The sequence below is a fragment of the Halosolutus halophilus genome (assembly GCF_022869805.1).
In the GTDB taxonomy this organism is placed as follows: Archaea; Halobacteriota; Halobacteria; order Halobacteriales; family Natrialbaceae; genus Halosolutus; species Halosolutus halophilus.
In genome coordinates this window covers 631,123-652,175 of record NZ_CP094974.1, presented here as the reverse complement: position 1 = coordinate 652,175, position 21,053 = coordinate 631,123, and the positions used below count along the sequence as shown (strand labels likewise).

The following is a 21,053-nucleotide window of genomic DNA, read 5'->3' as shown; positions in this document are numbered from 1 at the left end:
ATCGTGTCATATGCGCTGTTACCGGAGCCACCGGTCCGACGGGTACCGACTCGTCACCGTCATCGACGAAACCGCCTACGACCTCACGGAAACGACCGACTCGCCCCGAGGCATTTCTGACGCCGCTCGAACGGCGGCGGCCGAGGGCCGTACGCTCGAATCCTATCTTCGACGACTCGCGGGCGACGCGCCGATCGCTCGCGATTTCACGGGTGTCGAGGACGCGGCGCTTCCCGTCGTCCCCGAGGAGGTGTGGGCCGCGGGGGTCACCTACGAGATCAGCGAGGCCGCGCGCGAAGCCGAGTCCGGACTGCCGGAGGTCTATCTCGACGTCTACGAAGCGGATCGGCCGGAACTGTTCTTCAAGGCGACGCCCGGCCGCCTCGTGGGCCCGAACGACGCCGTCGGCATCCGCGGTGATTCGTCGTGGGACGTCCCGGAACCGGAACTCGGAATCGTGCTTCACCGCGGGGAGATCGTCGGGTACACGATCGGCAACGACATGAGCAGTCGGTCGATCGAGGGGGACAATCCGCTGTATCTTCCGCAGGCAAAGGTGTACGACAGGAGTTGCTCGATCGGGCCGTGTGTCGTCCCGGCGTCCGTTCGCGACGACTGGGACGACCTCGAGATACGGATGACGATTGAACGCGATGGGGAGACGATGTACGACGATCGAACGTCGACCTCCGAAATGGTCCGATCGCACGACGAACTCGTCTCGTATCTCGCCCGCCATAACGCGATCCCCGAGACGACGGTCCTGTTGACGGGCACCTCGCTCGTCCCCGACGACGACTTCACGCTCGAAGCGGGCGATCGAGTCGCGATCGAAATCGACGGAATCGGCCGCCTCGAGAACACGGTAACGGTCGTGTAGGCGTCGAGGCGGTCGCGCTCGAGCGTGCTGCTTCTCCCGATTTCGATCGCGATCGTGCCGTCACTGGATACAGAGTTGGTTTTTCGCCGGTCGTCGTAAGTGGACGCGTCGGCGGATGAGGTCCGCAGCCGCACGCGTCGGTCGGTGTGACGGAGCGTCTCACCGCAGCCGGCCACCGCTGTCGCGGTCGGTGGTTTCGGACCGCGCGAGGCCCGAGGTGGAATCGCTCTCTTCCGCCGCGCGCGGACGGGGAAGTTCGTTCGATGCCCGTCCGAGAACCCTCTCGACGGTGTGCCCCTTCAGCTGTGATATCCGGCTCGATCGACGGGGCCCGCCTGAATCGAGTCCAGTATAACGAAACGTCGTTCCACAGTGGTGAACAAGATAGTATTTAACCCTGGACGACAAAGTCGGCCGACGAATGACGAAACGAGCCAAAAACCCGGTGAAAACGACGGAAATGACGTTTACGATCGTCGAAGCCTTGCGGAAACTGAACGGCTGCGGCGTGACCGAACTCGCCGATTACCTCGAGTTACCGAAAAGCACGGTGCACAACTACCTCAGCACCCTCGAGCAGGAAGAGTACGTCGTGAAAAACGGGACGGAGTACAAGGTGGGGATCCGGTTTCTCGAACTGGGCGCGTACGCCCGCGGCTGCGTCCAGATCTACGACATCGCCAAGCCGGAAGTCGATCGACTCGCCGACGAGACGGGCGAGCTTGCGAACTTACTGGTCGAGGAACACGGACGTGGCGTGTACATCCACCAGGCGAAGGGCGATCGCGCAGTCCGCGTCGATTCGAACGTCGGAACGAGAGTCTACCTCCACGGAACGGCCCTCGGAAAGGCCATCCTCGCCCACTCGCCCGAGAGCCGGGTCGACAAGATTATCGACCGTCACGGCCTTCCGCAGAGCACCGAGCGAACCGTCAGCACTCGCGAGGAACTCGAGGCGGAACTCGAAACCGTTCGGGAGAACGGGTACGCGATCGACGACGAGGAGCGACTCGAAGGGCTGCGCTGCATCGCGGCGCCCATTTTGAGCAACGACGGACGTCCTCTCGGCGCGGTCAGCGTCTCCGGGCCGGTAAACCGGATGCGTGGGATGTACTTCGAAGAAGAACTGCCGAAGAAAATTCTCGAGACGGTAAACGTGATCGAACTGAACGTAACGTACTCGTAGCGCCGTTCAAGTATACTGAACCGACATTCAAACCAGTGAATTAACCGCTGTTAGTCCGGCTCTGGGTCGATGTACGCCGAAATCGGATCTCGCGAATTGGGGGCGCCGAGGGGCGCCGATTCGGTTTCAATCGGCGCGATCGTCCCGGGAGAATCCTGTGCCAGCCGTCGCTGCGAATAGCCCGGCCCGAACGTGGGAATCCGGTCAGGAATCTTACCCGAACCCGGCTGCGCGGCGTGTGTTAACGCTTGCAGGCACGGTGTTCGCTCCGAAATTTCGGCCCGTCCAGGGAATTACAGTAGTACTAGTGTAATGGCCTTCAAACGCGTCTGTGAGGGCTGATTACACCTGTACTGATGTAAATAGACGGACGGCTGCACGATTGTTGAACCGGATCGAAGCGTAGGCGTATCTGATTCGTTCGGATAATCACGGACCGAATGCGGTCTGAGTAATTGACGCAGAGAGGTTCACCATTTTCGAACGTTGCTCCGGATGAGTTCGAATCGTCGAGAACGCCGTTTTTTCGCGATTTCTCGTGCCGAATGCCGTTTTTTGTGGGGTATTTCGGACGATATCTACTCGACGGAGATGCGTTTTCTTCTGGTCGCGTGTAACATACTCGTTCCGACGGACGGCGCGTTCACCTATAACGAATCGAATCCGGCAATTCGGAAAACTAGATCAAGATTTTAGAACGGACTCCTCGGTATTACAGTAGGCCAATATGTAACAGGGGTTTTATTACGGTTCCTTCCAGTGGTCGATGTATGGGACTGACCATTACTCGTATCGAGAGTCGTGAATTCCGGTACCCGCTCGAAGACGTCGGGACGGACGCGAACGGGTTCAACTTGATCTACGAACCGGGTGAAACGACGTGGCGAAAGCTCTTCGGTATCAAGATCCACACGGATACCGGGATCACGGGTGAGTACGTCGGCGGGAACTCCCCGGCGGCCGCCCAGATCAACATGTTCGCCGACTATCTCGTCGGGAAAAACCCCCTCGAGCGGGAGAAACACTGGAGCGAGATCAAACGCGCGCTGCGCAAGTACGATCGCATGGGGATCGGCCCGATCGATATCGCCCTGTGGGACTTCGCCGGAAAGTACTACGACGCGCCGATCCACGAACTGCTCGGGACGTACAGAACGGAGATCCCCGCGTACGCGTCGACCTATCACGGCGACGAGAACGGCGGCCTCGATTCGCCGGAGGCGTTCGCCGACTTCGCCGAGGAGTGTCTTGACGCGGGGTACTCCGCGTACAAGATTCACGGGTGGGGCGGCGGGGACGAGAGCCGCGACATCGATCGGGAGATCGCGTCGATCCACGCGGTCGGGGAGCGAGTCGGCAACGAGATGGACCTCATGTTCGACCCCGCCTGCGAGTACGAAACCTTCGCCGAGGCGTACAAGATCGGGCAGGCGCTCGACGAGCAGGGGTTCCTCTGGTACGAGGACCCCTACCGCGACGGCGGCATCTCCCAGCACGGGCACCGAAAGCTCCGGGAACTGCTCGAGACGCCGATCCTCCAGACCGAACACGTCCGCGGCCTCGAACCGCACGCGGACTTCATCGCCAACGACGGGACCGATTTCGTCCGGGCGGATCCCGAGTACGACGCGGGGATCACCGGTGCGATGAAGATCGTCCACGTGGCGGAGGCGTTCGGGCTCGACGTCGAGTTCCACGCGCCGGGCCCGGCCCAGCGTCACTGCATCGCCGCGACCCGGAACACGAACTACTACGAGTTGGCGCTGGTGCACCCGAACTGTGCGAACACGCAGCCGCCGGTGTACCGCGGCGACTACTCGGACATGATCGACGCGATCGACGATCGCGGTCGAGTCAGCGTTCCCGACGGACCGGGACTCGGCGTCGACTACGACTGGGAGTACATCGAGGATAACCAGACCGGTTCGCTACACGTTTACGAGTGACCAGCATGACATACAAGGCAGGCATTATCGGAACTGGCGGTATCGCAGGCATGGGAATCCTCGGGATGCACGACGAAGCGGACATCGGTCGCAAGAAGATCGACGCGAGCCACGCGGGCGGCTTCGACGCGCAGGAGGAAATCGAACTCGTCGCGATCGCCGACGTGGACGAGGAAAAACTCGAGCGGTTCGGAACGGCGTGGGAGATTCCCCCTGAAACACGCTACGTCGGCCACGAGGCGATGCTCGAGGCCGAGGATCTCGACATCGTCTCCGTCTGCACGCCGTCGTACCTCCACCACCGGCACGTCGTCGACGCGGCCCGCTCGCCCGCGGATCCCGATCTCATCTGGTGCGAAAAGCCGATCGCGTCGCAGGTGAGTGCCGCAAACGAAATGGTCGAGGTCTGTGAGGAGACGGATACCGAACTCCTCGTCAACCACTCGTTCCGGTTCACCGACAAGCTCCAGCGACTCCGGGAGTTGATTCACGAGGAGGCGATCCTCGGCGAGATCCTGTCGGTCAGCACCCAGTTCCGCATGGAACTCCTGCGGAACTCAACGCACCTGCTCGATACGCTCGCGTACCTACTGGACGCGCGCGCGGAAACGGTCGCCGGGCACATCACGGGCGAGAACGAGGCGGTCGACAGCCTCGATGCGGCTCAGCAGGTCGACGACGCCGGCGGCGGCGGCTTCGTCGTGATGGACGACGGAACGTTCGTCACCGTCGATTGCACCCTTCCGCGGCACGTTTCCTCGATGAACTTCTCGGTTATCGGTACGGAAGGGAAGCTCTACATGAACAACGACGACGGCGAGTGGCGGTACTGGCGGCTCACCGACGACGGAGAGCACGTCGAGGAACCCCTCCCCGGAATCGAGGGCGCCTGGACGTGGGACGACGATTACCAGCGGGCGTTCGCGAACGCTGCCGAACACGTCGTCGACGTGCTCGACGGTCGCGCCGAGAACGCCTCCACCGGCGAAGACGCGACGCGATCGCTCGAGATCATCGTCGCCTTCTACCTCTCGCACAGCACGACCGGCCAAGTCGAGATCCCCCTCGACAGACCGTTGCGCGACGTCCGCATTACGTCCTGGTGAGTTCCAGGTCCTCGTCGCTCGATTTGCGTCGATCCCGTTTTCCCGCTGCGTTCGGCGAATCGACTTGGACCAGCGACCTCGGGACGCTTCGGCTATCGACGACGAGCGATCGCGGACCGAAGATCGTCTCGGTGGCCGGCAGATGGGTCTCCAAAAGTGCGCCACGGTCAGAGAAACATTCTTTTTCCCTGGAATTCTCACTCAAGCCATGGCAGCAGAAACTGAGCGAGCCGTGTACGTACAGCGCATCGATCCCGACAGAAAGGACGAATATATCGAAGCGCACGACGACGTCCCCGCGGGCGTCACGGACGCGATGGAACGCGGCGGCGTCGAAGAGTTTCAGCTGTTCGTTCGCGACGATATTGCGGTCTGCATTCTGGACGTGGCTGATCTCGACACCTACAACGAGGTGATGGCCGAGGATCAGGCGGTCGAGGAGTGGGAGCGATACGTCGCACAGTTCAAGACCGACGGCGTCGACGTCGACGCCGATCCCGACGATCAGATCCCCTACATGGAGGAGATCTGGTCGTTCGAGCCATAATCGAAGCGGCTCCGATCGAGCCGAAATTCGGTGCCGTAGCGTCCGCAGCTACCCGTGGAGCCGTTCGAACGTCCGGTGAGAGAGGAAGGCTCGATCGCGGCGGCTCAGCCCCTCGACGGTTTCGATCCACGAGAGGCAGGACTCGTAGTCCGCCCAGCTGTCCATCCACGGATAGTCCGAGCCGAGCAGCAATCGCTCGGGACCGAACCACTCGACGAGGTTACGGACGTAGCCGTGGACGCTCTCGTACGGCCACGGTTCGTCGGCCGACCGCGGGATCGAGCTGACCTTCACGTAGACGTTGTCGTGTTCCGCGACCGCTTCGAACGTCGTCCACGGCGCGTCGTCCGGGGCCGTCGTCTCGTCCGGCCAGGCCATGTGATCGACGACGATCGTCGTCTCGGGGTACCGGGCGGCGAGCCGCTCGACCTGGTCGAGCTGCTGGGCCTTCGGGAAGACGAAAATACACGTGTCCAATCGGCCGGCGGCTCGCCAGATCGGCTCGAGGCGCTCGTCCGAGATCCACTCGCCGTGGCGATCGAGTTCGGTCGGCGTCTCGTCGTACTCGAGCGCGGCGTGCATGCGGACCCCGAGCATCCGGGGGTGACCGACGACGCGCTCGAGTGACTCCACGGCTGCATCGGGATCGTCCGGGAAGAACTCCATCAGCCCGACGCCGTACAGTCGATCCGGGTGCGCCTCGATGCTCCGCATCGTGTACTCGTTCGCGCGCGGCCCGCGGCCGTACAGCGGCGTGGTGACGATGACCGCCTCCGACACGCCTGGGCGGTCCATATCCTCGATCAGGTCTGCGTGCGTGTAGGCCCCATCCCACCCCGGCGGGAGGACCTCCGCCTGCCAGGGGAGTTCGGCTCTCGACGCGTCCCAGGTGTGCGTGTGTGCATCAACGATCTTCATACTTGGCTACAGACTCTCAGTATTCGTGACGTGCTCATAAGCGTACGTGGTGGATCGCATCGGCGCCGCGGTCCTACTGGAGATTGCCCCCGCCGCTGACGCGCAGGATCGTCCCGACGACGTACGACGCTCGATCGCTACAGAGGTAGAGCACCGCGTCTGCGATGTCCGACGGCTGCCCGAGCCGCCCGAGCGGTCTGGCTTCGCCCCACTCGGTCAGGACGTCTTCGCCCGTTTTCTCCGGATCCGGATCCTCCCGAGCGACGTTTTCCGCCTCGTAGCGGAGCTGGCGCGATTCGGTGACGTCCGTCGAGATCGCGTTCATTCGGATTCCCTCCTGCGCGAGATCGTGTGCCATCCGCCACGTGAGCCCGTTTACCGCCGTCTTCGACGCGCCGTAGAACCCGCGGCCGCCGGTTCGCCTGTCGCCGGTTTGGCTGGTGATGTTGACGATCGATCCCTCGATCTCCTCCTCGACCATGTGTTGGCCAACCAGCTTGGAGGCATAGTACTGCGCGCGGACGTTGACGGCCATGGTGAACTCCCAGTCCTCGAGGTCCGCCGTCACCATCGATTCCTCTTCGGGCCAGACCGCCGCGTTGTTCACGAGTATCGCGACCGTCCCGAACCGATCGATCGCGGTCTCGACGAGCCGCTCGATGCCGGCAGGATCGGAGAGATCCGCCGCCACACCGACGACCGTCCCGGCTCCGAGCTCGTCGAGGTCGGCCGCCGTCTCCTCCACGTCCGATTCCGATCGCGAGTTCACGACGACGTTCGCGCCGGCATCTGCCAGCGCCGTGGCGATCCCGCGCCCGATACCGCTGGTTGATCCGGTTACGATCGCCGTCTCTCCCGTAAAGTCGAAAGTAGCCTCTCCTGGCATCGTCTCGGGGTACGCAGACGCATCGAATAAATCTAGTGTCTCTTGGTACCATGAACCGACGAGCTGGCTCGTCTACGAACTTTCAAGGTACCCCCTCCGTGAACTGCCGTGTGGGGTCCTCTACGAACCGCCAAGGAGAGTCGTCGAAGCGGCGTCAGAACTCCCCGAACCGATCGTAGGCGTCGACCGGCGCGACACCGTCTTCGATCGCCGTCCGAACCACGGATTCCGTCACCGCGATCGATTCCGCTTCGACGAGGACGTCCGTGACCGCGCCCGGGTACAGCGCCGCGTACCTGTCACACAGTTCGGTGGTTGACGGTTCTTCCGACATACGTCGGACAATCAGCGCCGATGATCATTACTGTTCAGGTAGCCGACCCGGAAGACGCTTCGTTATGGCGAGGGTGTGCGATTCGACTCGCGGCGATCGACGACGGCCGATCGGTGTCGCCGACCGTCTGATCGCTCAGTCCCAGGGGAGCGGTCCGACCAGCTCCCGGATGGGATCGGCTCCGGTGAGCGCGGTTACCGATCCCTGCTTCGTCGTGGTGATCGCGCCGACGGCGTTCGCAACCGCGAGGACCCGTTCCGGGCTCTCGACGCCGGCGGCGAGCGACGCGATCGCACCGGCGAGGAAGCCGTCGCCCGCGCCGGTGGTGTCGACGACATCGACGTCGTAGCCGCCGTGGGTTTCGATACCGGACAGCGGACTCTCGCTCGTTCCGTACGAGAACGCGCCCTCCCCGCCGAGGGTGAGCAACACCGTGTGCGGGCCGAACGCTGCGACGGCGGCCGCGAGCGCCTCTGGATCGTCGTCGTCGAAGCCGGCGGCCTCGAGATCCTCGGGGGTCGCTTTCACCACGTCGACCTGCTCGAGCACGTCCCGGATAACGGTCGCGAACTCGTCTTCCGAGGCCCACATCTCCGGGCGCGTGTTCGGGTCGAGCGAAACGGTACAGCCCTGGCGTCGGGCGCGAGCGGCGAGATCGAGCATCGCGCCTCTGCTCGGTTCGACGCTCATCGTGACGCCGGTGAGGTGTACCCACGAGACGTCGGCCAGCGTCTCGTCCGGCACGGTGCCGGTCTGCATGCGGGTGTCCGCGGTTCCGGCCCGGTAGAAGTCGAACTGTCGCTCCCCGTCCTCGTCGTTGGAGACGAACGCCAGCGTCGTTTTCGCGTCGGGATCTCTGACGACGAATCGGTCGGGGATCGCGCTCTCGTGCAGAGCGTCAGCGAGGTAGTCTCCGAAGCGGTCTCGAGCGATCCGCGTCCAGAACAGCGGCGGATGGCCGATCCGCTCGAGCGCGACGGCGACGTTCGCCGCCGAACCGCCGAACTTCGGCGAGAACGACTCCACGTCGGCGATCCGTCCCGGCCGGTTCGGCAGGAAGTCGACCAGCGTGTCTCCGGCGACCAGTAGTTGTTGCGTCATCGGTAGTCCTCGTCAGTCGTCGCTCTCGATCGGGTTTCCGCGGGTTCCCCAGTCGGACAGGAAGCCCGCGACGCCCTCGGCGGTCTTGTGGTGGTCAAAGTGCGCTTCCAGGACGGTCGGCGGGAGCGTCACCGCGTCGACGCCCGCGCGGTAGAGCGCGGTCGCCTGCCGCCGGTTTCGGACGCTCGCGGCGAGGACCTCCGTCTCGAACCCGTACTCGTCGAACGCCGTTTGGATGCCGGCAACGACCTCGAGGCCGTCCTCGCCGGCGTCGTCGAGCCTGCCGACGTACGGCGCGACGAACGTCGCGTCGTTCTTCGCGGCGAGGATCGCCTGCGTGACCGAAAACAACACCGTGATGCCGGCTTCGATGCCGTCGGCGCGAATCCGGCCGAGCGCCTCGTACCCGGCCCGCGTCGCCGGCAGTTTGACGACGACATCGTCGGCCCACGCGTCGTACGTCCGGGCCTGTTCGACCATCCCGTCGGCGTCCTCCGCGAGTACCTGGGCGAACACGGGACCATCGACCGCGTCAGCGAGCGTTTCCACGACCGTTCTGTACGACGAGTCCGTCGACGCCACGAGGGACGGGTTCGTCGTCACGCCGTCGATGAACCCGTACCGGGCGAATTCGCGAGCGTCGGATTCTGACGCCGTATCGATGTACAACTGCATGTGCTCCTCACTACGGCTTCGATCGTATAAATTCACAGTACGGCGTCTCGACACGTCTTGAGCGCGCTCAGGACGTGGTAGTCGGTCTTGTTCGGCGGCGACAACGGCGTACTCTCCGGAACCGTCGATCCGTCGCGGGCGAGGACGCGGTGCCAGACCGGCGCGTCGGCGGCGACGTGGGTATCCAACGCGTACGCCCAGGTTCGCTCGTACCACGCCTCGAACGGCTCCCCGGCGGCCATCAGCGTCGCGGCCGCGGCCAACTGCTCGGCGGTGACCCAGTAGTACTTGCGGTCGTTCGTGATTCGCCCGTCGCGATCGAACGCGTACTGAAGGCCGCCGTGGCGCTCGTCCCAGGCGACGTCGACCGCCGATTCGAACAGCCTCACCGCGGCCGGGATCCGCCAGTCGGTCGGCTCGTGTTGATCGAGCAGGCAGAGCAGTTTCGCCCACTCGACGAAGTGACCGGGGAGGTAGCCGTGGGGTCGAAAGAGGTTGTCGGGGTCGTCGGCGTTGTACGTCCAGTCAGCGGTCCACTCCTCGTCGAAGTGCTCCCAGATGTTGCCCTCGCCGGTCGACAGACAGCGCACGACGGCCGTCGCGATCGTGCTCGCCCGCTCGAGGTACCGCTCGTCGCCGGTCGCCTCGTACGCCGCGAGACAGGCTTCGCACAGGTGCATGTTCGCGTTCTGCCCGCGGTACGTGATCGGCTCCCACTCTCGCGTCGCTTCGACGGCGTACAGCCCGTACTCCGGCTCGAAGAGGCGATCGTCGAGGAGGTCGTAGACGGCGGCGATCTCCGCGTCGACGGCCGCCACGTCGGCACTGCTCGCCTGCGAGAGGGCGAGCAGCGCGAACGCGTGGCCGTACGCGTATTTCGTCTCGTCGATCGATCCGTCCTCGGCGAGTTCCCAGTAGAATCCGCCGTGGACGTCGTCGGCGAACGCGGTTCGAAGCCGATCGATTCCGTGTCGCGCCGCGTGGACGCACCACGCCGGTCCGTCGAGGTGGACCCCTTCGGCAAATCCGTAGATGAACCGGCAGGTTCCGACGAGGGGTTCGACCGACGGTTCGGCCGTCCCGTCCGCGCGGAACCGGTGGCGATACCCGTCGTCGTTGAGACAGGCGGGATAGTAAAATTCGAGGATCTCGTTCCCGCGTTCCCGAAGCCACTTCGGATCCCACACGTCAGCGGTGTGCGTCGGGCACATCGTCAGTAGCCGGCCGCGCAGTAGCCGCCGTCGACCAGTAACTCGGCCCCCGTGATCCACTCTGCGTCGTCGCTCGCGAGGAAACGGACGGCTTTTCCGACGTCTTCCGGTGTTCCGAGGCGTGACAGCAACGTCGCCTCCCGCTGTTCTCGTTGGGTCTCTTCGTCGTTCTGATCTTGCATCGGCGTCTTGATCACGCCCGGGAGAATCGAATTGACGGTGACGTCGCTTCGGGCCGCCTCGATCGCGAGGTCCCGGGTGAGATTCACCATGCCTGCCTTACTGGCCGCGTACGGCGCACCGCCGCCGCCGAAGTACGCGTTGATACTCGAGACGTTGATGATCCGCCCGCTCTCCGACTCGCGGAGGTGTTCCATTCCGTACTTCGCGGTCAGGAAGCAGCTGGTGATGTTCACGTCCATCACTCGATGCCAGTCCTCGGCCGTGAGGTCGCTGGTTTCGCCGAGTATCTGGATGCCGGCGTTGTTCACGAGGATATCCAGTCCCCCGAACCGATCGACCGTCGCGTCGATCAACTCGCGGACGTCGGATTCTGTCCCGATATCGGTCTCGACGTACAGTGACTCCACGCCGTGAGCCTCTTCGACGAGAGCGTCCGTCGGCGTTTCGAGGTCCGATTGGTAGTACTTGCCCCGTTTCGGCTCGCGCCGAACGTCGGCGACGACGATGTCGGTGCCCGCCTCTGCGAGCGTCGTTGCAATTCCGCGTCCGATTCCGGAAGCTGCCCCGGTGATCAAGGCTGTCCGCCCCGTTAGCGAATCTGACATGGTCGGAGCCAACTCGAGTCGAAGGTATTAATCTCACGGTGACTGTCAGCCAGTTCACAACTGTGCCGATCGCAAATCTGACAATCAATAAATATGTATGACAATCATAAAAAAGCTTTATTTGGTATTGGTTTAGTCTCTGCTATGTATGACATACCCTGACAGAAGGCAGTTCCTCAAGCGAGCCAGCGCTACGGCTGTTGTGGGAATGGTTGCGGGCTGTACCGGTGCGGGGGGTGGCGACAGCGAATTCAACCAGATCGGCCTCTCGGCGTACGTCCGTGGCGGATCCTGGATCACGGCCTACATCGAGGCGGCCGAATTCTACGCCGAGCAGATCGGCGTCGACCTCGACGTGCGGCCGAACGAGCAATCCGCTCAGCAACAGGTCTCGGACATTCGAGACATGGCCAACCAGGGCTACGACGGCATCATCGTCGGCGTCTGGGACACAGGTGCGGCGGAAGGTGCGATCAACAACGCAATCGACGACGGAATTCCCGTGATCGCCACGAACGCCGATACCTCCAGCTCGGAGATACCACTGTACGTCGGCTTTAGCAACTACGCGGGCGGCGAAGCGTGTGCACAGGAGATGATCGCTTCGCTCGAAGAACAGCGCGGCGATCAGGACGAGTGGACGGTGCTGGACGTTCGCGGACCGCAGGGGAACCAATCGGCGAACCAACGGAGTCAGGGCTTTCTCGACGTGATGGAGGAGGACGACCGCGTCGTCGTTAGCGACGTGCTCAACGGCAAGTTCGCGCGCGATACGGCGCAGGAAGTCACCCAGGAGTGGATTAACGCCAACGACGAAGTCGACGGCATCTACTCGGGCAACCTCTCGATGGGGCTCGGCGTCGTGCGCGCACTCGAGAATCTCGGACTCGACGCGCCGAAGGGAGAGGACGACCACATCATCCTCACGCAGATGGACGGCAGCGGAGAAGTAAACGAGTTGATCGGCGACGGCGTGATCGACGCGGCGGCCGACCAACCGAACTACTTCTACAACCCGATCGCGATCGAGTACCTGCGGATGTACCACGAGGACGGCTCCGACGCCATTCCGGAGGTCGGGTCGACCGTGGAATCGGGCGATCTCGACATCCAGACCGGGGACTACAAGGACGTTGAATTATGGTCCGAGGACATCTGGGCCCCCGCCGAAATCGACGAACAGAACGGCCACCCCTGGTTCAAGACGAACAACATTATCATCACCGAAGAGAACGCGGACCAGCCGTACCTCTGGGGGAACGTCTGGGGATAACCGTCCGACACCGATATTTAAGTATTTACCACGAAAGTCATTGCCATGGCTATACAAAACCGAATAAGTAACCGTTTCGACGGGACAGACGATATGGCGTTAACACTGCTGGATAATATGATCTGGCCGATACTGGCCATTGTGATCGCCGCTATCCTCGTCCTCGCCCCCCAGACGTTCCGAAACTTTCGGTCGATCGAACTCATCCTGTGGGCGGCGGTACCGCTCGGCCTGCTCGTTCTCGCCGAGAGTCTCTGCCTACTCTCCGGGAATTTCGATCTGTCGATCGGATCTATCGCCGGGTTCTCCGCGATTTTCACCGGGATGCTCCTCGGGTCGTGCCCGAGCTGCTGGGGCGTCATCTCGAACCCCTTTCTCGGATTCGCAATCATCGTCCTCGTCGGCGCCACGATCGGCCTGGTCAACGGCGTCATGATCGGCAAGTTCGGGCTGAACCCGTTCCTGCAGACGCTCGCGTTCCTCATCATCTTCCAGGGGGCGAAAACGGCATTGAACACGCAACCGATCAGCGGACTTCCCGACGCGTATCTGTACCCCGGCGGCGAACCGTGGGTCGCGATCGGGATCATGCTCGCCGCGTTCGCCCTGTTCGGATACGTGATGAAGTTCACCACGTTCGGCCAGGCGGTGTACGCGATCGGCAGTAACGAGAAGGCCGCCCGGGACGTCGGTATCAACACCGAGCGAATGATCATCGCCGTGTACACGATCAGCGGAATCCTCGCCGCGATTGCGGGACTCATGATCACCGGATTCACCGGCGTCGTCCCGCCCTTGATCGGAGAGGGACTCGTCTTCCAGGCCTTCGCGGGCGCGGTTATCGGCGGAATCAGCCTCTTCGGCGGCCGAGGGATGATCACCGGCGCTCTCGGGGGCGTCATCCTCATCGAAGTCGTTCGATCCGCACTGAGCAACACTGCCAGTGTGGGCGCAACCGAGATTCAGATGTACAACGGAATCGTGTTGCTGGTCGCGATACTCCTGTACAGTACGCAGTCGAAACTTCGCAGTCGCATCCTCGCGAGTGGTGCCGCATGAGCGTAGACGAAACCGCGGAACTCGACGTCTCGTCGGGCGCGGCCGGGAGCGGCTCGCCGCCCGAGGGTGACGGGAAGGTCGTCGCCAGGAACGTCAAGAAGCAGTTCGGGCGAATTATCGCGATCGAAGACATCGACCTCGAGATCCGTGATAACGAGATCTTTGCGCTCGTCGGGGATAACGGCGCTGGAAAGTCGACGTTGATGAACGTCCTCTGTGGCGTTCACGCGCCGACTGACGGCCAACTGTACTACGAGGGAGAACCGGTCACGTTCTCCAGTCCGAGCGACGCTCGCGCCATCGGCATCGAGACCGTCTACCAGGACCTGGCGTTGATGGACGACCTGGACGTCGCGACGAACATCTTCATGGGACAGTTCCCGACCAAGGGCATCGGTCCGCTAAAACAGATCGACTGGGAGGAGACGTACAAGCGAGCCGACGAAATCGTCAACGACACGCTCGGTCGCGACCTCAACATCGAGACGGAGGTCGAATTCTTTTCTGGCGGCGAACGCCAACTGTTCGCGATCAGCCGCGCGCTCGCGTTCGATCCCGAGGTGATCATCCTTGACGAGCCGACGAGCGCGCTCTCCGTCGACGCGACTGACATGGTCCACACGACCCTGCAGAAGCTCAAAGAAGACGAGGGAATGACGATCATCATCGTCAGCCACAACATCGAATCGGTTCTCGAGATCGCCGACCGAATCGGCGTCCTCTACCAGGGGAACCTCATCGATGTCCGGACTCCGGAGGAATCATCCCTCGAACAGTTGACCCAGCTGATGACGACCGGAATACAGAAAGACGACTGAGTTTCGCGTCGTCGTAACTCGGTTTCGCGTCCGTTTCGGCAAACCACCGTCGCTCCGGCGAACGACGCATTCATAGCCGACTCCCGAACTCGGCCGAGATACGTTCGCACGCGCGGAGCAGACTGCCGCAGTGTCTCGCGTTTCCTGAGTGCAACTCGAGAACGTGCTGGGAACGCCGGCTCTGAACGGCGGACTCGAACGCCCGTAGGCCACTCGCCCGATCGATTTTCCGCGTGCCCCGGCCGCTCCGGGAGGGACGTCTCGGCGCGGAACGATCCCGAGAGATAGTTTTTTTTAATCGACTTGTGACTCACCAGTATGGGTGAACGTGACAACCCGACCGTAGTGGTAGATGAACCGTGCGAAACCGGTGAGAACCCGCTCTGGAACGTCGACGACGGGCGACTCTACTGGTGTGACATCCCTCGGGGCCGCCTGTACGCGTACGATCCGGAGACCGACACGTACGACCTGCTGTACGAGGATCCCGACGAACGTATCGGCGGATTCACCTTCCAGACCGACGGGTCGTTGCTGCTGTTTCAGGAGGCCGGCGCCGTTCGACGGTACGCCGACGGCGACGTCGAGACGGTCGTCGAACCGGATCCGGACGAGTTCCACGAGCGGTTCAACGACGTCATCGCCGATCCCGAGGGCCGGGTCTACTGCGGCGTGATGCCGGATCCGGACGCCGGAATCCCGGGCCGGATGTACCGCCTTGACCGCGACGGAACGTTCGAGTGCATCGAACGGGAGATCGATCTCCCCAACGGGTTCGGGTTTACGCCGGACCGCACCCGGCTGTACTTTACCGATACGTGTTACTACAGCGACGACCCCGGTATCATCTACCGGTACGAGTACGATCAGGAGACCGGTACGCTCTCCGATCGGGAAGTTTTCGTCGAGGCGGCGCTCGAGGGCCTCACCGACGGGATGACGGTCGACGAGGAGGGGTACGTCTGGTCGGCGTTCTGGGACGGGCACAAACTCGTGCGGTACGCGCCGGACGGCAGCCGCGACCGGGTCGTCGAGTTCGAACCCAAAAAAGTCTCCGCGATCACCTTCGGCGGACCCGACGCGAGCGACGCGTACGTCACGACCGCCGGCGGCGACGATCGACCCGCCGAGGGAGAAACCGCCGGCAGCCTCTACCGCGTCGATCTGGGCGTCTCCGGTCGACCGGAGTTCCGATCGGCGATCGGTAACGAGTGAGCACGTTGTCGAGTCTCTACCCGGCTCTGGGACCGACGCCGAGCCTCTCGACAGGTCTTAGATCGTTCTGCGTCCGGCCCGATCGTCCTTGATCCGCGCTGAGGAGGTTCCCCGAACGAGTCGCTGGCAGTCCGGGTCAGCCCTCGTTGGCCCTCGTCGGCGATCCGACGGCGATTCGCCGCCTGTCTGGGCGTACCGGCCACGTTATGTCGGACGCCGTCGAAACGGTCGGCATGTCACCTCACGCCAGGACGGAGTATCGTCGAAAGGGTCTCGACGTCGTGTTCCTCGAGAACGATCACGTCCACGTCGAAATTCTCGCCGGCAAGGGCGGCGATATCACCGAGTTCCGGGACAAGCGCACCGACACGAACGTCCTGTTCGAAGCGCCCCACGAGTGGCGCCCGCCGACGCGGACCGTCGGGGCGCCCGACGGCGCGTTCACGTTTCTCGATCACTACCCGGGCGGGTGGCAGGACGTGCTCCCCGCCGCGGGCGGTCCGAGCGAATCGGCGGGTGCGTCGCTCGCTCTTCACGGCGAGTCGAGTCTCGTTCCTTTCGACGTTGAGGTGACGGCCGAAACACGATCGATCGCCAGCGTCGAACTGACGGCGCAGCTGACCCGGTATCCGCTTCGTCTCTCGCGCGTCCTCACACTTCGGGCCGACGACCCGACGCTCTCCGTTCGGACGACCGCGATCAACGAGGGATCGGTTCCGATCGACTACTCCTGGTTACAACACCTCGCGTTCGGCCCGCCACTCGTCGGCCCGAACGCCGTCCTCAACGTTCCGTGCCGGACGGTTCGGGTCGATCCGGATCACGACGCCGAAACTGCTCGTCTCCCGGCTGGCGAACGCTTCGACTGGCCGATCTGGGACGCGGGAGACGAGCCGGTCGACCTTCGGCGCTTTCCGCCCCGCGAGACGCCGGTTCACGACTTGGTCGCGCTCTGTGACCTGACGGAGGGCCGTTACACGCTGTCGAATCCGTCGGTTGACCTCGGCGTCACCGTACGATTTCCGCGATCGCTCTATGAGTACGTCTGGTACTGGCAGCCTCTCGGCGGGTTCGACGTCTCACCGTTTTTCGGTCGGGCCTACGCGGTCGGGCTCGAACCGTGCACGTCCATCCCGAACGCCGGGTTGGCCGCGGCGCAGGAAAACGGGACGGCGAACCGCCTTGAACCGAAAACATCGGTATCCGCCACGATCTCGGTGACGACCCACTCGGCTCGGAGCTGAGCGATCGCTAGCTCTCCCGAGCGGCCTCGAGCAGTCCCGCCATGTACCCGACGGCGAACAGTCGGCCGTTCGTGTGATACCCCGGATTCGAGTTGTCTTCGCCGGCCATCGTCGGCACGTGGTCCGGTCGGATCGGCACGTCGTCGTCGACGTATCGCTCGTACGCGCGCATGGCCGCGAGCATGTCGGTGGGCCCCTCGTCGTGCCACGTTTCGACGAACCGATCAGCGTCCCCTTCGACGTCGCGGAAATGGACGAAGTGAACCCTGTCGCCGAACCGTTCGATCGCCGCCGGAATGTCCGCCCCCATCGCGGCGAAGTTCCCCTGACAGAACGTGATCCCGTTGTGTGGGCTCGGATGTAACTCGAGTAGCCGATCGTACGCCTCGACGGACGTGACGATCCGGGGAATGCCGCTGAGTTTTGGCCGCGGTGGATCGTCCGGGTGCAAGCCGAGTTTCACCCCCGCCTCCTCCGCGACCGGAACGACCTCCTGGAGGAAGTACTCGAGCGCCTCCCAGAGGTCTTCTCTGGTGGCGTCGGGCGTCTCGTTCGGTGCGACGTCGATCGTATCGTCGATGTCGAACGCGGTCACGTACGACCCGCCTCTCGATTCGACGTGGGCTTTCGTCCGCGCCCATCGAACGCCGACCATCCAGTCGTAACAGACGGTATCGATGCCGACGGCACCACAGTCCCGAAGGAATTGCTTGAAGATCTCGATATCCTCGTCGCGGCCGTCTCGGCCCAACCGAACCCGATCGGAGATCGGCACGGAGCCTTCGAGCACCGAAAATTCGAGATCGACTTCCTCGAGCCAGTTCGAGAGTCCGAGAAGATCGTCGCGCGACCAGTGCGTTCGGCCGTTGCCGATCTCGAGCGGGTGAATCACGGCCTTCGAAACGCCCATCTGTGCTGCCAAATGCCACCGTTCGTCCGGCTCAGGCGGCAATATTAACGCTGTCTGAACCATATAGAGTAAGTGCACGAGGGGGACATATACCCATCGACGTAGACAATTCATCTTACCGACTACTGACGTTGTCACCCAGATAACGTCACATATACGTCAGTTATCCGGAAGTGGTCTCGGATGGTCGATCGCTCGGCGACAGAGAGTGACGCGAGCGGTTATCTCGAACTGCATCCACCGTCTCACGAACACCTTCCCACCCGACCTGTCCGAGGCTGGGAAGAATACGACCGACCGAATCGCCACCGATCCGTCCGGCGTGACCGATCGAAGGGTATCGACGGCTGTTACAGTTCCACGTCCTCGGCTCGGACATCGTGCGACGAATCGTTGTCGTCGGCATCGTCGGTTCCTCGCGTGGAGTCGCCGTCGTTCGTCTCCGCCCATTCGATCGACGTCCTGTCGATTTAGATATCCGTTCCGGAACCTTTTATTCATAACGTTGTATCTATCCCGTATGATAGCAGATCGATTAGCCGCACGGCGAGCGAAATTCGTAGCGTGGCTACGAATTCAGTATCCGGACGTGCTCGCTAATCGCGGGTTCCGGGTGCTTCATCCGGAGACGGGCGAGCGGTACACCGACGAGCGCCGACACCTCGTCGCGACGTGTCGCTCGATCTCGAACTTCGCACTCGGCGCTACCGCGGAGTGTCCGAAGTGGTGTCTCGACACGGCCGAACACGGACTACGGATCCTGCGAGCGGACTACCGCGCTGCAGACGGCGGGTACCACCTCGTTATTGATGACGACGGCGAGTCTATCGATCGAACGCGGTCGGCGTGCGGCCACGCTTTCGTCCTGCTCGCGTACGCCCGAGCGGCGGTTGCCGGACTTGACGGCGCCGCGGCAGATCTCGAGGCAACCCACGGACTGCTCGAAGAGCGCTTCCGCGACGACGCGGGACTGTTCCGCAGTGACTGTGAGAGCGACTGGGAAGAACTGAAGGCGTATCGGGGCCAGAACGCCAACATGCACGCGTGCGAGGCGTACATCGCTGCCTGTGAGGCGACGGGTGAAGACCGCTACCTGGAGCGCGCACGCCACATCGCAGACGCGATCACCGTCGGTTTCGCGGAGGAGACCGGCGGGCTGCTGTGGGAACACTACACTGACGAGTGGGGCTGCGACTTCGCTTACAACGAGGACGAGCCTGGTCACCAGTTCCGTCCGCCGGGGTATCAGCCCGCCCACCATGTGAAGTGGGCGAAGTTTCTCGGCCTGCTCGATCGCTACGGAGTCGACGTAAACGCGACCAGCGCGGCGGAGATGGACGATCGTGCAATCGACCTGTTCGACGCTGCGATCTTGGCTGGACGGAGAACGGGTTCGCATACACCGTTGAACCCGACGGGAGTCCGATCGTTCCCGACCGTTACGGCTGGGCTCTTGCGGAGACGCTCGGCGCCTCGGCAGTACTCGCCGAGCGCGCAGACGCGTACGGACATGAAGACGAGATTGATCGCCTCCGCGACTAGGAACGTCGGTTCGTCGCCTGTGCGGATGCGTATCGCGGGCCGGCTGGACTCTGGTACGAGAAGCGCTTCGCCCGAAGGACGGCGGGAAATCGATCCCTCCGGACCCACCGGGCGTCGAATCCGATTACCACCCCGCGAGCGCGTACTACGAGAGTTGGCGGTCCGCACTGAAGGTGAGAGAGCGTGAGTGAAGACGGCAAGACCGATGTGGATTCCGTAACACCGACGAAAACGGGGAAAACGGAGCGAGCAAGATGAACCCGACCGTCGTGCTACCGCCGCGACCGGATCGCCGCTGGACGATCGCCAAACAGCTCGGCCTCGACACGGCCGTCGTCCGGTTCTGGGGCGTCGAGGAATGGTGGGACTACGAGACGTTGATGCGCACGACGACGCGGTTCGCCGACCACGGCTTCTCACTTGACGTCGTTGAGGACCGTCCACCGATGGAGAAGACCGTCCTCGGAAAAGAGGGGCGCGACGAGGAGATCGCAACGGTCAAGCGACTGCTCCACAACATGGGACGACTCGGCATCGACACCTACTGCTGGGTGTGGACCGAGAACCCCCTGGGTGTCATCCGGACTTCCGACTCGCTGCCGGGTCGCGGCGACTCGCAGCGCATCGGCTACGACCACGAGTGGATGGAGCGCGCCCCCGATCACGAGGCGGCGGATCTCACTGAAGCAGAACTGTGGGAGAATCTCGAGTACTTTCTCGACGAAGTCGTCCCCGTCGCGGAGGAGGCAGGCGTAAACCTCGCGCTTCACCCCGACGATCCGCCGACCTCGCCCGTTCGGGGCGTCCCCCGCATCGTCACATCTGTCAATGACTACCATCGGATCCTCGATATGTATGACAGTCCACGTCACGGGGTGACGTTCTGTCAGGGCAACTTCGCCGCCATGGGCGCGGACATCCCGGAGACGATCCACGAGTTCGGCGATCGAATCCACTTCGTTCACTTCCGCGACGTCGAGGGCGACGCCCAAGACTTCGTCGAGACGTGGCACGACGAGGGACCGACCGACATGAGGGCCGCCATCGAAGCGTACCGGGAGGTCGGCTTCGAGGGACCCATTCGTCCCGATCACGTGCCGCGAATGGTCGGTGAGGAGGACCGTGACGAGGCGATGTCAGGTTACACTGACATGGGCCGCTTGTTCGCCATCGGCTACATCAAAGGATTGCTCGAATAGCGACTCCGAACACGACCCGACACGGCCACAATGACTTCCACTATCGCAGTAACCGGAAGCAACAGCAGGATCGGATCGGCGATTCTCGAACACCTCGCCGACTATGGCTGCGAAACGGCGGACATCTCGCGCGGGAAACGGCTGGGGAAATCTCTGACACATACGTTACGATCGATCTTCTCAATGCCGGCGAGACGTACGGCGCCATCGCGAAG

Annotated in this window: 20 protein-coding genes; 12 read left to right on the top strand and 8 right to left on the bottom strand. The window is 63.0% G+C overall.

The window, feature by feature from the left end; translation table 11 throughout:
* Positions 1-10 precede the first annotated feature (10 nt).
* The 5 genes from MUG98_RS03270 (at position 11) to MUG98_RS03250 (ending at position 5,665) form a co-directional block, all read left to right on the top strand.
* The gene (locus tag MUG98_RS03270; RefSeq protein ID WP_265110748.1) at positions 11-880 is read left to right on the top strand and encodes a fumarylacetoacetate hydrolase family protein; all 870 of its coding nucleotides are present in this window, start codon (positions 11-13) and stop codon (positions 878-880) included.
* Positions 881-1,301: 421 nt separating this feature from the next.
* Positions 1,302-2,066, top strand: a complete 765-nt coding sequence (locus MUG98_RS03265) for an IclR family transcriptional regulator (protein WP_265110747.1) — start codon at positions 1,302-1,304, stop codon at positions 2,064-2,066.
* A gap of 770 nt (positions 2,067-2,836) precedes the next feature.
* Positions 2,837-4,012, top strand: coding sequence for a mandelate racemase family protein (locus MUG98_RS03260; RefSeq protein WP_265110746.1), 1,176 nt, complete (start codon positions 2,837-2,839; stop codon positions 4,010-4,012).
* A gap of 5 nt (positions 4,013-4,017) precedes the next feature.
* Entirely contained in the window at positions 4,018-5,118 is a 1,101-nt protein-coding gene (locus MUG98_RS03255; RefSeq protein WP_265110745.1) for a Gfo/Idh/MocA family protein, read from the top strand.
* Positions 5,119-5,326: 208 nt separating this feature from the next.
* Entirely contained in the window at positions 5,327-5,665 is a 339-nt protein-coding gene (locus tag MUG98_RS03250; RefSeq protein WP_265110744.1) for an L-rhamnose mutarotase, read from the top strand.
* 48 nt (positions 5,666-5,713) lie between these two features.
* Here the strand turns inward: MUG98_RS03250 and MUG98_RS03245 are convergent, their stop codons facing one another.
* From MUG98_RS03245 to MUG98_RS03215, 7 genes are all read right to left on the bottom strand, one after another.
* A complete protein-coding gene (locus MUG98_RS03245; protein ID WP_265110743.1) occupies positions 5,714-6,583 on the bottom strand; it encodes an amidohydrolase family protein in 870 nt (289 codons plus the stop codon).
* Positions 6,584-6,656: 73 nt separating this feature from the next.
* Positions 6,657-7,469: an SDR family NAD(P)-dependent oxidoreductase gene (locus MUG98_RS03240; RefSeq protein WP_265110742.1), complete on the bottom strand. Its 813-nt coding sequence runs from the start codon at positions 7,467-7,469 to the stop codon at positions 6,657-6,659.
* A 154-nt stretch (positions 7,470-7,623) separates the two neighbouring features.
* Positions 7,624-7,803 carry a hypothetical protein gene (locus tag MUG98_RS03235; RefSeq protein ID WP_265110741.1) on the bottom strand — a complete coding sequence of 60 codons (180 nt, stop codon included), beginning with the start codon at positions 7,801-7,803 and terminating at the stop codon, positions 7,624-7,626.
* A gap of 135 nt (positions 7,804-7,938) precedes the next feature.
* A complete protein-coding gene (locus MUG98_RS03230; protein ID WP_265110740.1) occupies positions 7,939-8,904 on the bottom strand; it encodes a carbohydrate kinase family protein in 966 nt (321 codons plus the stop codon).
* Positions 8,905-8,916: 12 nt separating this feature from the next.
* Complete coding sequence (locus MUG98_RS03225; protein ID WP_265110739.1) at positions 8,917-9,579, bottom strand: transaldolase family protein; 663 nt, start codon at positions 9,577-9,579, stop codon at positions 8,917-8,919.
* Between the two features lie 32 nt (positions 9,580-9,611).
* Complete coding sequence (locus tag MUG98_RS03220; RefSeq protein ID WP_265110738.1) at positions 9,612-10,790, bottom strand: AGE family epimerase/isomerase; 1,179 nt, start codon at positions 10,788-10,790, stop codon at positions 9,612-9,614.
* A gap of 2 nt (positions 10,791-10,792) precedes the next feature.
* A complete protein-coding gene (locus tag MUG98_RS03215; RefSeq protein ID WP_265110737.1) occupies positions 10,793-11,578 on the bottom strand; it encodes an SDR family NAD(P)-dependent oxidoreductase in 786 nt (261 codons plus the stop codon).
* 148 nt (positions 11,579-11,726) lie between these two features.
* Between MUG98_RS03215 and MUG98_RS03210 the strand changes: the two genes are divergently transcribed.
* From MUG98_RS03210 to MUG98_RS03190, 5 genes are all read left to right on the top strand, one after another.
* Positions 11,727-12,851: a sugar ABC transporter substrate-binding protein gene (locus tag MUG98_RS03210; RefSeq protein WP_265110736.1), complete on the top strand. Its 1,125-nt coding sequence runs from the start codon at positions 11,727-11,729 to the stop codon at positions 12,849-12,851.
* A gap of 45 nt (positions 12,852-12,896) precedes the next feature.
* Positions 12,897-13,910: an ABC transporter permease gene (locus tag MUG98_RS03205; RefSeq protein WP_265110735.1), complete on the top strand. Its 1,014-nt coding sequence runs from the start codon at positions 12,897-12,899 to the stop codon at positions 13,908-13,910.
* Complete coding sequence (locus MUG98_RS03200; RefSeq protein ID WP_265110734.1) at positions 13,907-14,728, top strand: ATP-binding cassette domain-containing protein; 822 nt, start codon at positions 13,907-13,909, stop codon at positions 14,726-14,728. The genes MUG98_RS03205 and MUG98_RS03200 overlap by 4 nt, the downstream gene beginning before the upstream one ends.
* A 318-nt stretch (positions 14,729-15,046) precedes the next feature.
* Positions 15,047-15,943 carry an SMP-30/gluconolactonase/LRE family protein gene (locus MUG98_RS03195; RefSeq protein WP_265110733.1) on the top strand — a complete coding sequence of 299 codons (897 nt, stop codon included), beginning with the start codon at positions 15,047-15,049 and terminating at the stop codon, positions 15,941-15,943.
* A gap of 206 nt (positions 15,944-16,149) precedes the next feature.
* Positions 16,150-17,187 carry an aldose 1-epimerase gene (locus tag MUG98_RS03190; RefSeq protein ID WP_265110732.1) on the top strand — a complete coding sequence of 346 codons (1,038 nt, stop codon included), beginning with the start codon at positions 16,150-16,152 and terminating at the stop codon, positions 17,185-17,187.
* A 7-nt stretch (positions 17,188-17,194) separates the two neighbouring features.
* Here MUG98_RS03190 and MUG98_RS03185 read toward each other — a convergent pair whose 3' ends face one another.
* Positions 17,195-18,160, bottom strand: coding sequence for a mannonate dehydratase (locus MUG98_RS03185; protein WP_345779786.1), 966 nt, complete (start codon positions 18,158-18,160; stop codon positions 17,195-17,197).
* A gap of 457 nt (positions 18,161-18,617) precedes the next feature.
* On the opposite strand from MUG98_RS03185, the gene MUG98_RS03180 reads away from it, so the two are divergent.
* Positions 18,618-19,826 (top strand): AGE family epimerase/isomerase, encoded by a 1,209-nt coding sequence (locus tag MUG98_RS03180; protein WP_265110730.1) that lies wholly within the window; start codon positions 18,618-18,620, stop codon positions 19,824-19,826.
* 67 nt (positions 19,827-19,893) lie between these two features.
* Complete coding sequence (locus tag MUG98_RS03175) at positions 19,894-20,838, top strand: mannonate dehydratase (RefSeq protein WP_265110729.1); 945 nt, start codon at positions 19,894-19,896, stop codon at positions 20,836-20,838.
* The last annotated feature ends 215 nt before the right edge of the window (positions 20,839-21,053 follow it).

Bases quoted from the DNA above. Each gene is read 5' to 3' on its own strand.
- MUG98_RS03265 (WP_265110747.1), top strand. From the start codon at position 1,302: ATGACGAAACGAGCCAAAAACCCGGTGAAAACGACGGAAATGACGTTT.
- MUG98_RS03225 (WP_265110739.1), bottom strand. From the start codon at position 9,579: ATGCAGTTGTACATCGATACGGCGTCAGAATCCGACGCTCGCGAATTC.
- MUG98_RS03230 (WP_265110740.1), bottom strand. From the start codon at position 8,904: ATGACGCAACAACTACTGGTCGCCGGAGACACGCTGGTCGACTTCCTG.
- MUG98_RS03190 (WP_265110732.1), top strand. From the start codon at position 16,150: ATGTCGGACGCCGTCGAAACGGTCGGCATGTCACCTCACGCCAGGACG.
- MUG98_RS03245 (WP_265110743.1), bottom strand. From the start codon at position 6,583: ATGAAGATCGTTGATGCACACACGCACACCTGGGACGCGTCGAGAGCC.
- MUG98_RS03235 (WP_265110741.1), bottom strand. From the start codon at position 7,803: ATGTCGGAAGAACCGTCAACCACCGAACTGTGTGACAGGTACGCGGCG.
- MUG98_RS03270 (WP_265110748.1), top strand. From the start codon at position 11: ATGCGCTGTTACCGGAGCCACCGGTCCGACGGGTACCGACTCGTCACC.
- MUG98_RS03260 (WP_265110746.1), top strand. From the start codon at position 2,837: ATGGGACTGACCATTACTCGTATCGAGAGTCGTGAATTCCGGTACCCG.
- MUG98_RS03250 (WP_265110744.1), top strand. From the start codon at position 5,327: ATGGCAGCAGAAACTGAGCGAGCCGTGTACGTACAGCGCATCGATCCC.
- MUG98_RS03210 (WP_265110736.1), top strand. From the start codon at position 11,727: ATGACATACCCTGACAGAAGGCAGTTCCTCAAGCGAGCCAGCGCTACG.
- MUG98_RS03175 (WP_265110729.1), top strand. From the start codon at position 19,894: ATGAACCCGACCGTCGTGCTACCGCCGCGACCGGATCGCCGCTGGACG.
- MUG98_RS03200 (WP_265110734.1), top strand. From the start codon at position 13,907: ATGAGCGTAGACGAAACCGCGGAACTCGACGTCTCGTCGGGCGCGGCC.
- MUG98_RS03185 (WP_345779786.1), bottom strand. From the start codon at position 18,160: ATGGTTCAGACAGCGTTAATATTGCCGCCTGAGCCGGACGAACGGTGG.
- MUG98_RS03220 (WP_265110738.1), bottom strand. From the start codon at position 10,790: ATGTGCCCGACGCACACCGCTGACGTGTGGGATCCGAAGTGGCTTCGG.
- MUG98_RS03255 (WP_265110745.1), top strand. From the start codon at position 4,018: ATGACATACAAGGCAGGCATTATCGGAACTGGCGGTATCGCAGGCATG.
- MUG98_RS03215 (WP_265110737.1), bottom strand. From the start codon at position 11,578: ATGTCAGATTCGCTAACGGGGCGGACAGCCTTGATCACCGGGGCAGCT.
- MUG98_RS03180 (WP_265110730.1), top strand. From the start codon at position 18,618: ATGATAGCAGATCGATTAGCCGCACGGCGAGCGAAATTCGTAGCGTGG.
- MUG98_RS03195 (WP_265110733.1), top strand. From the start codon at position 15,047: ATGGGTGAACGTGACAACCCGACCGTAGTGGTAGATGAACCGTGCGAA.
- MUG98_RS03240 (WP_265110742.1), bottom strand. From the start codon at position 7,469: ATGCCAGGAGAGGCTACTTTCGACTTTACGGGAGAGACGGCGATCGTA.
- MUG98_RS03205 (WP_265110735.1), top strand. From the start codon at position 12,897: ATGGCTATACAAAACCGAATAAGTAACCGTTTCGACGGGACAGACGAT.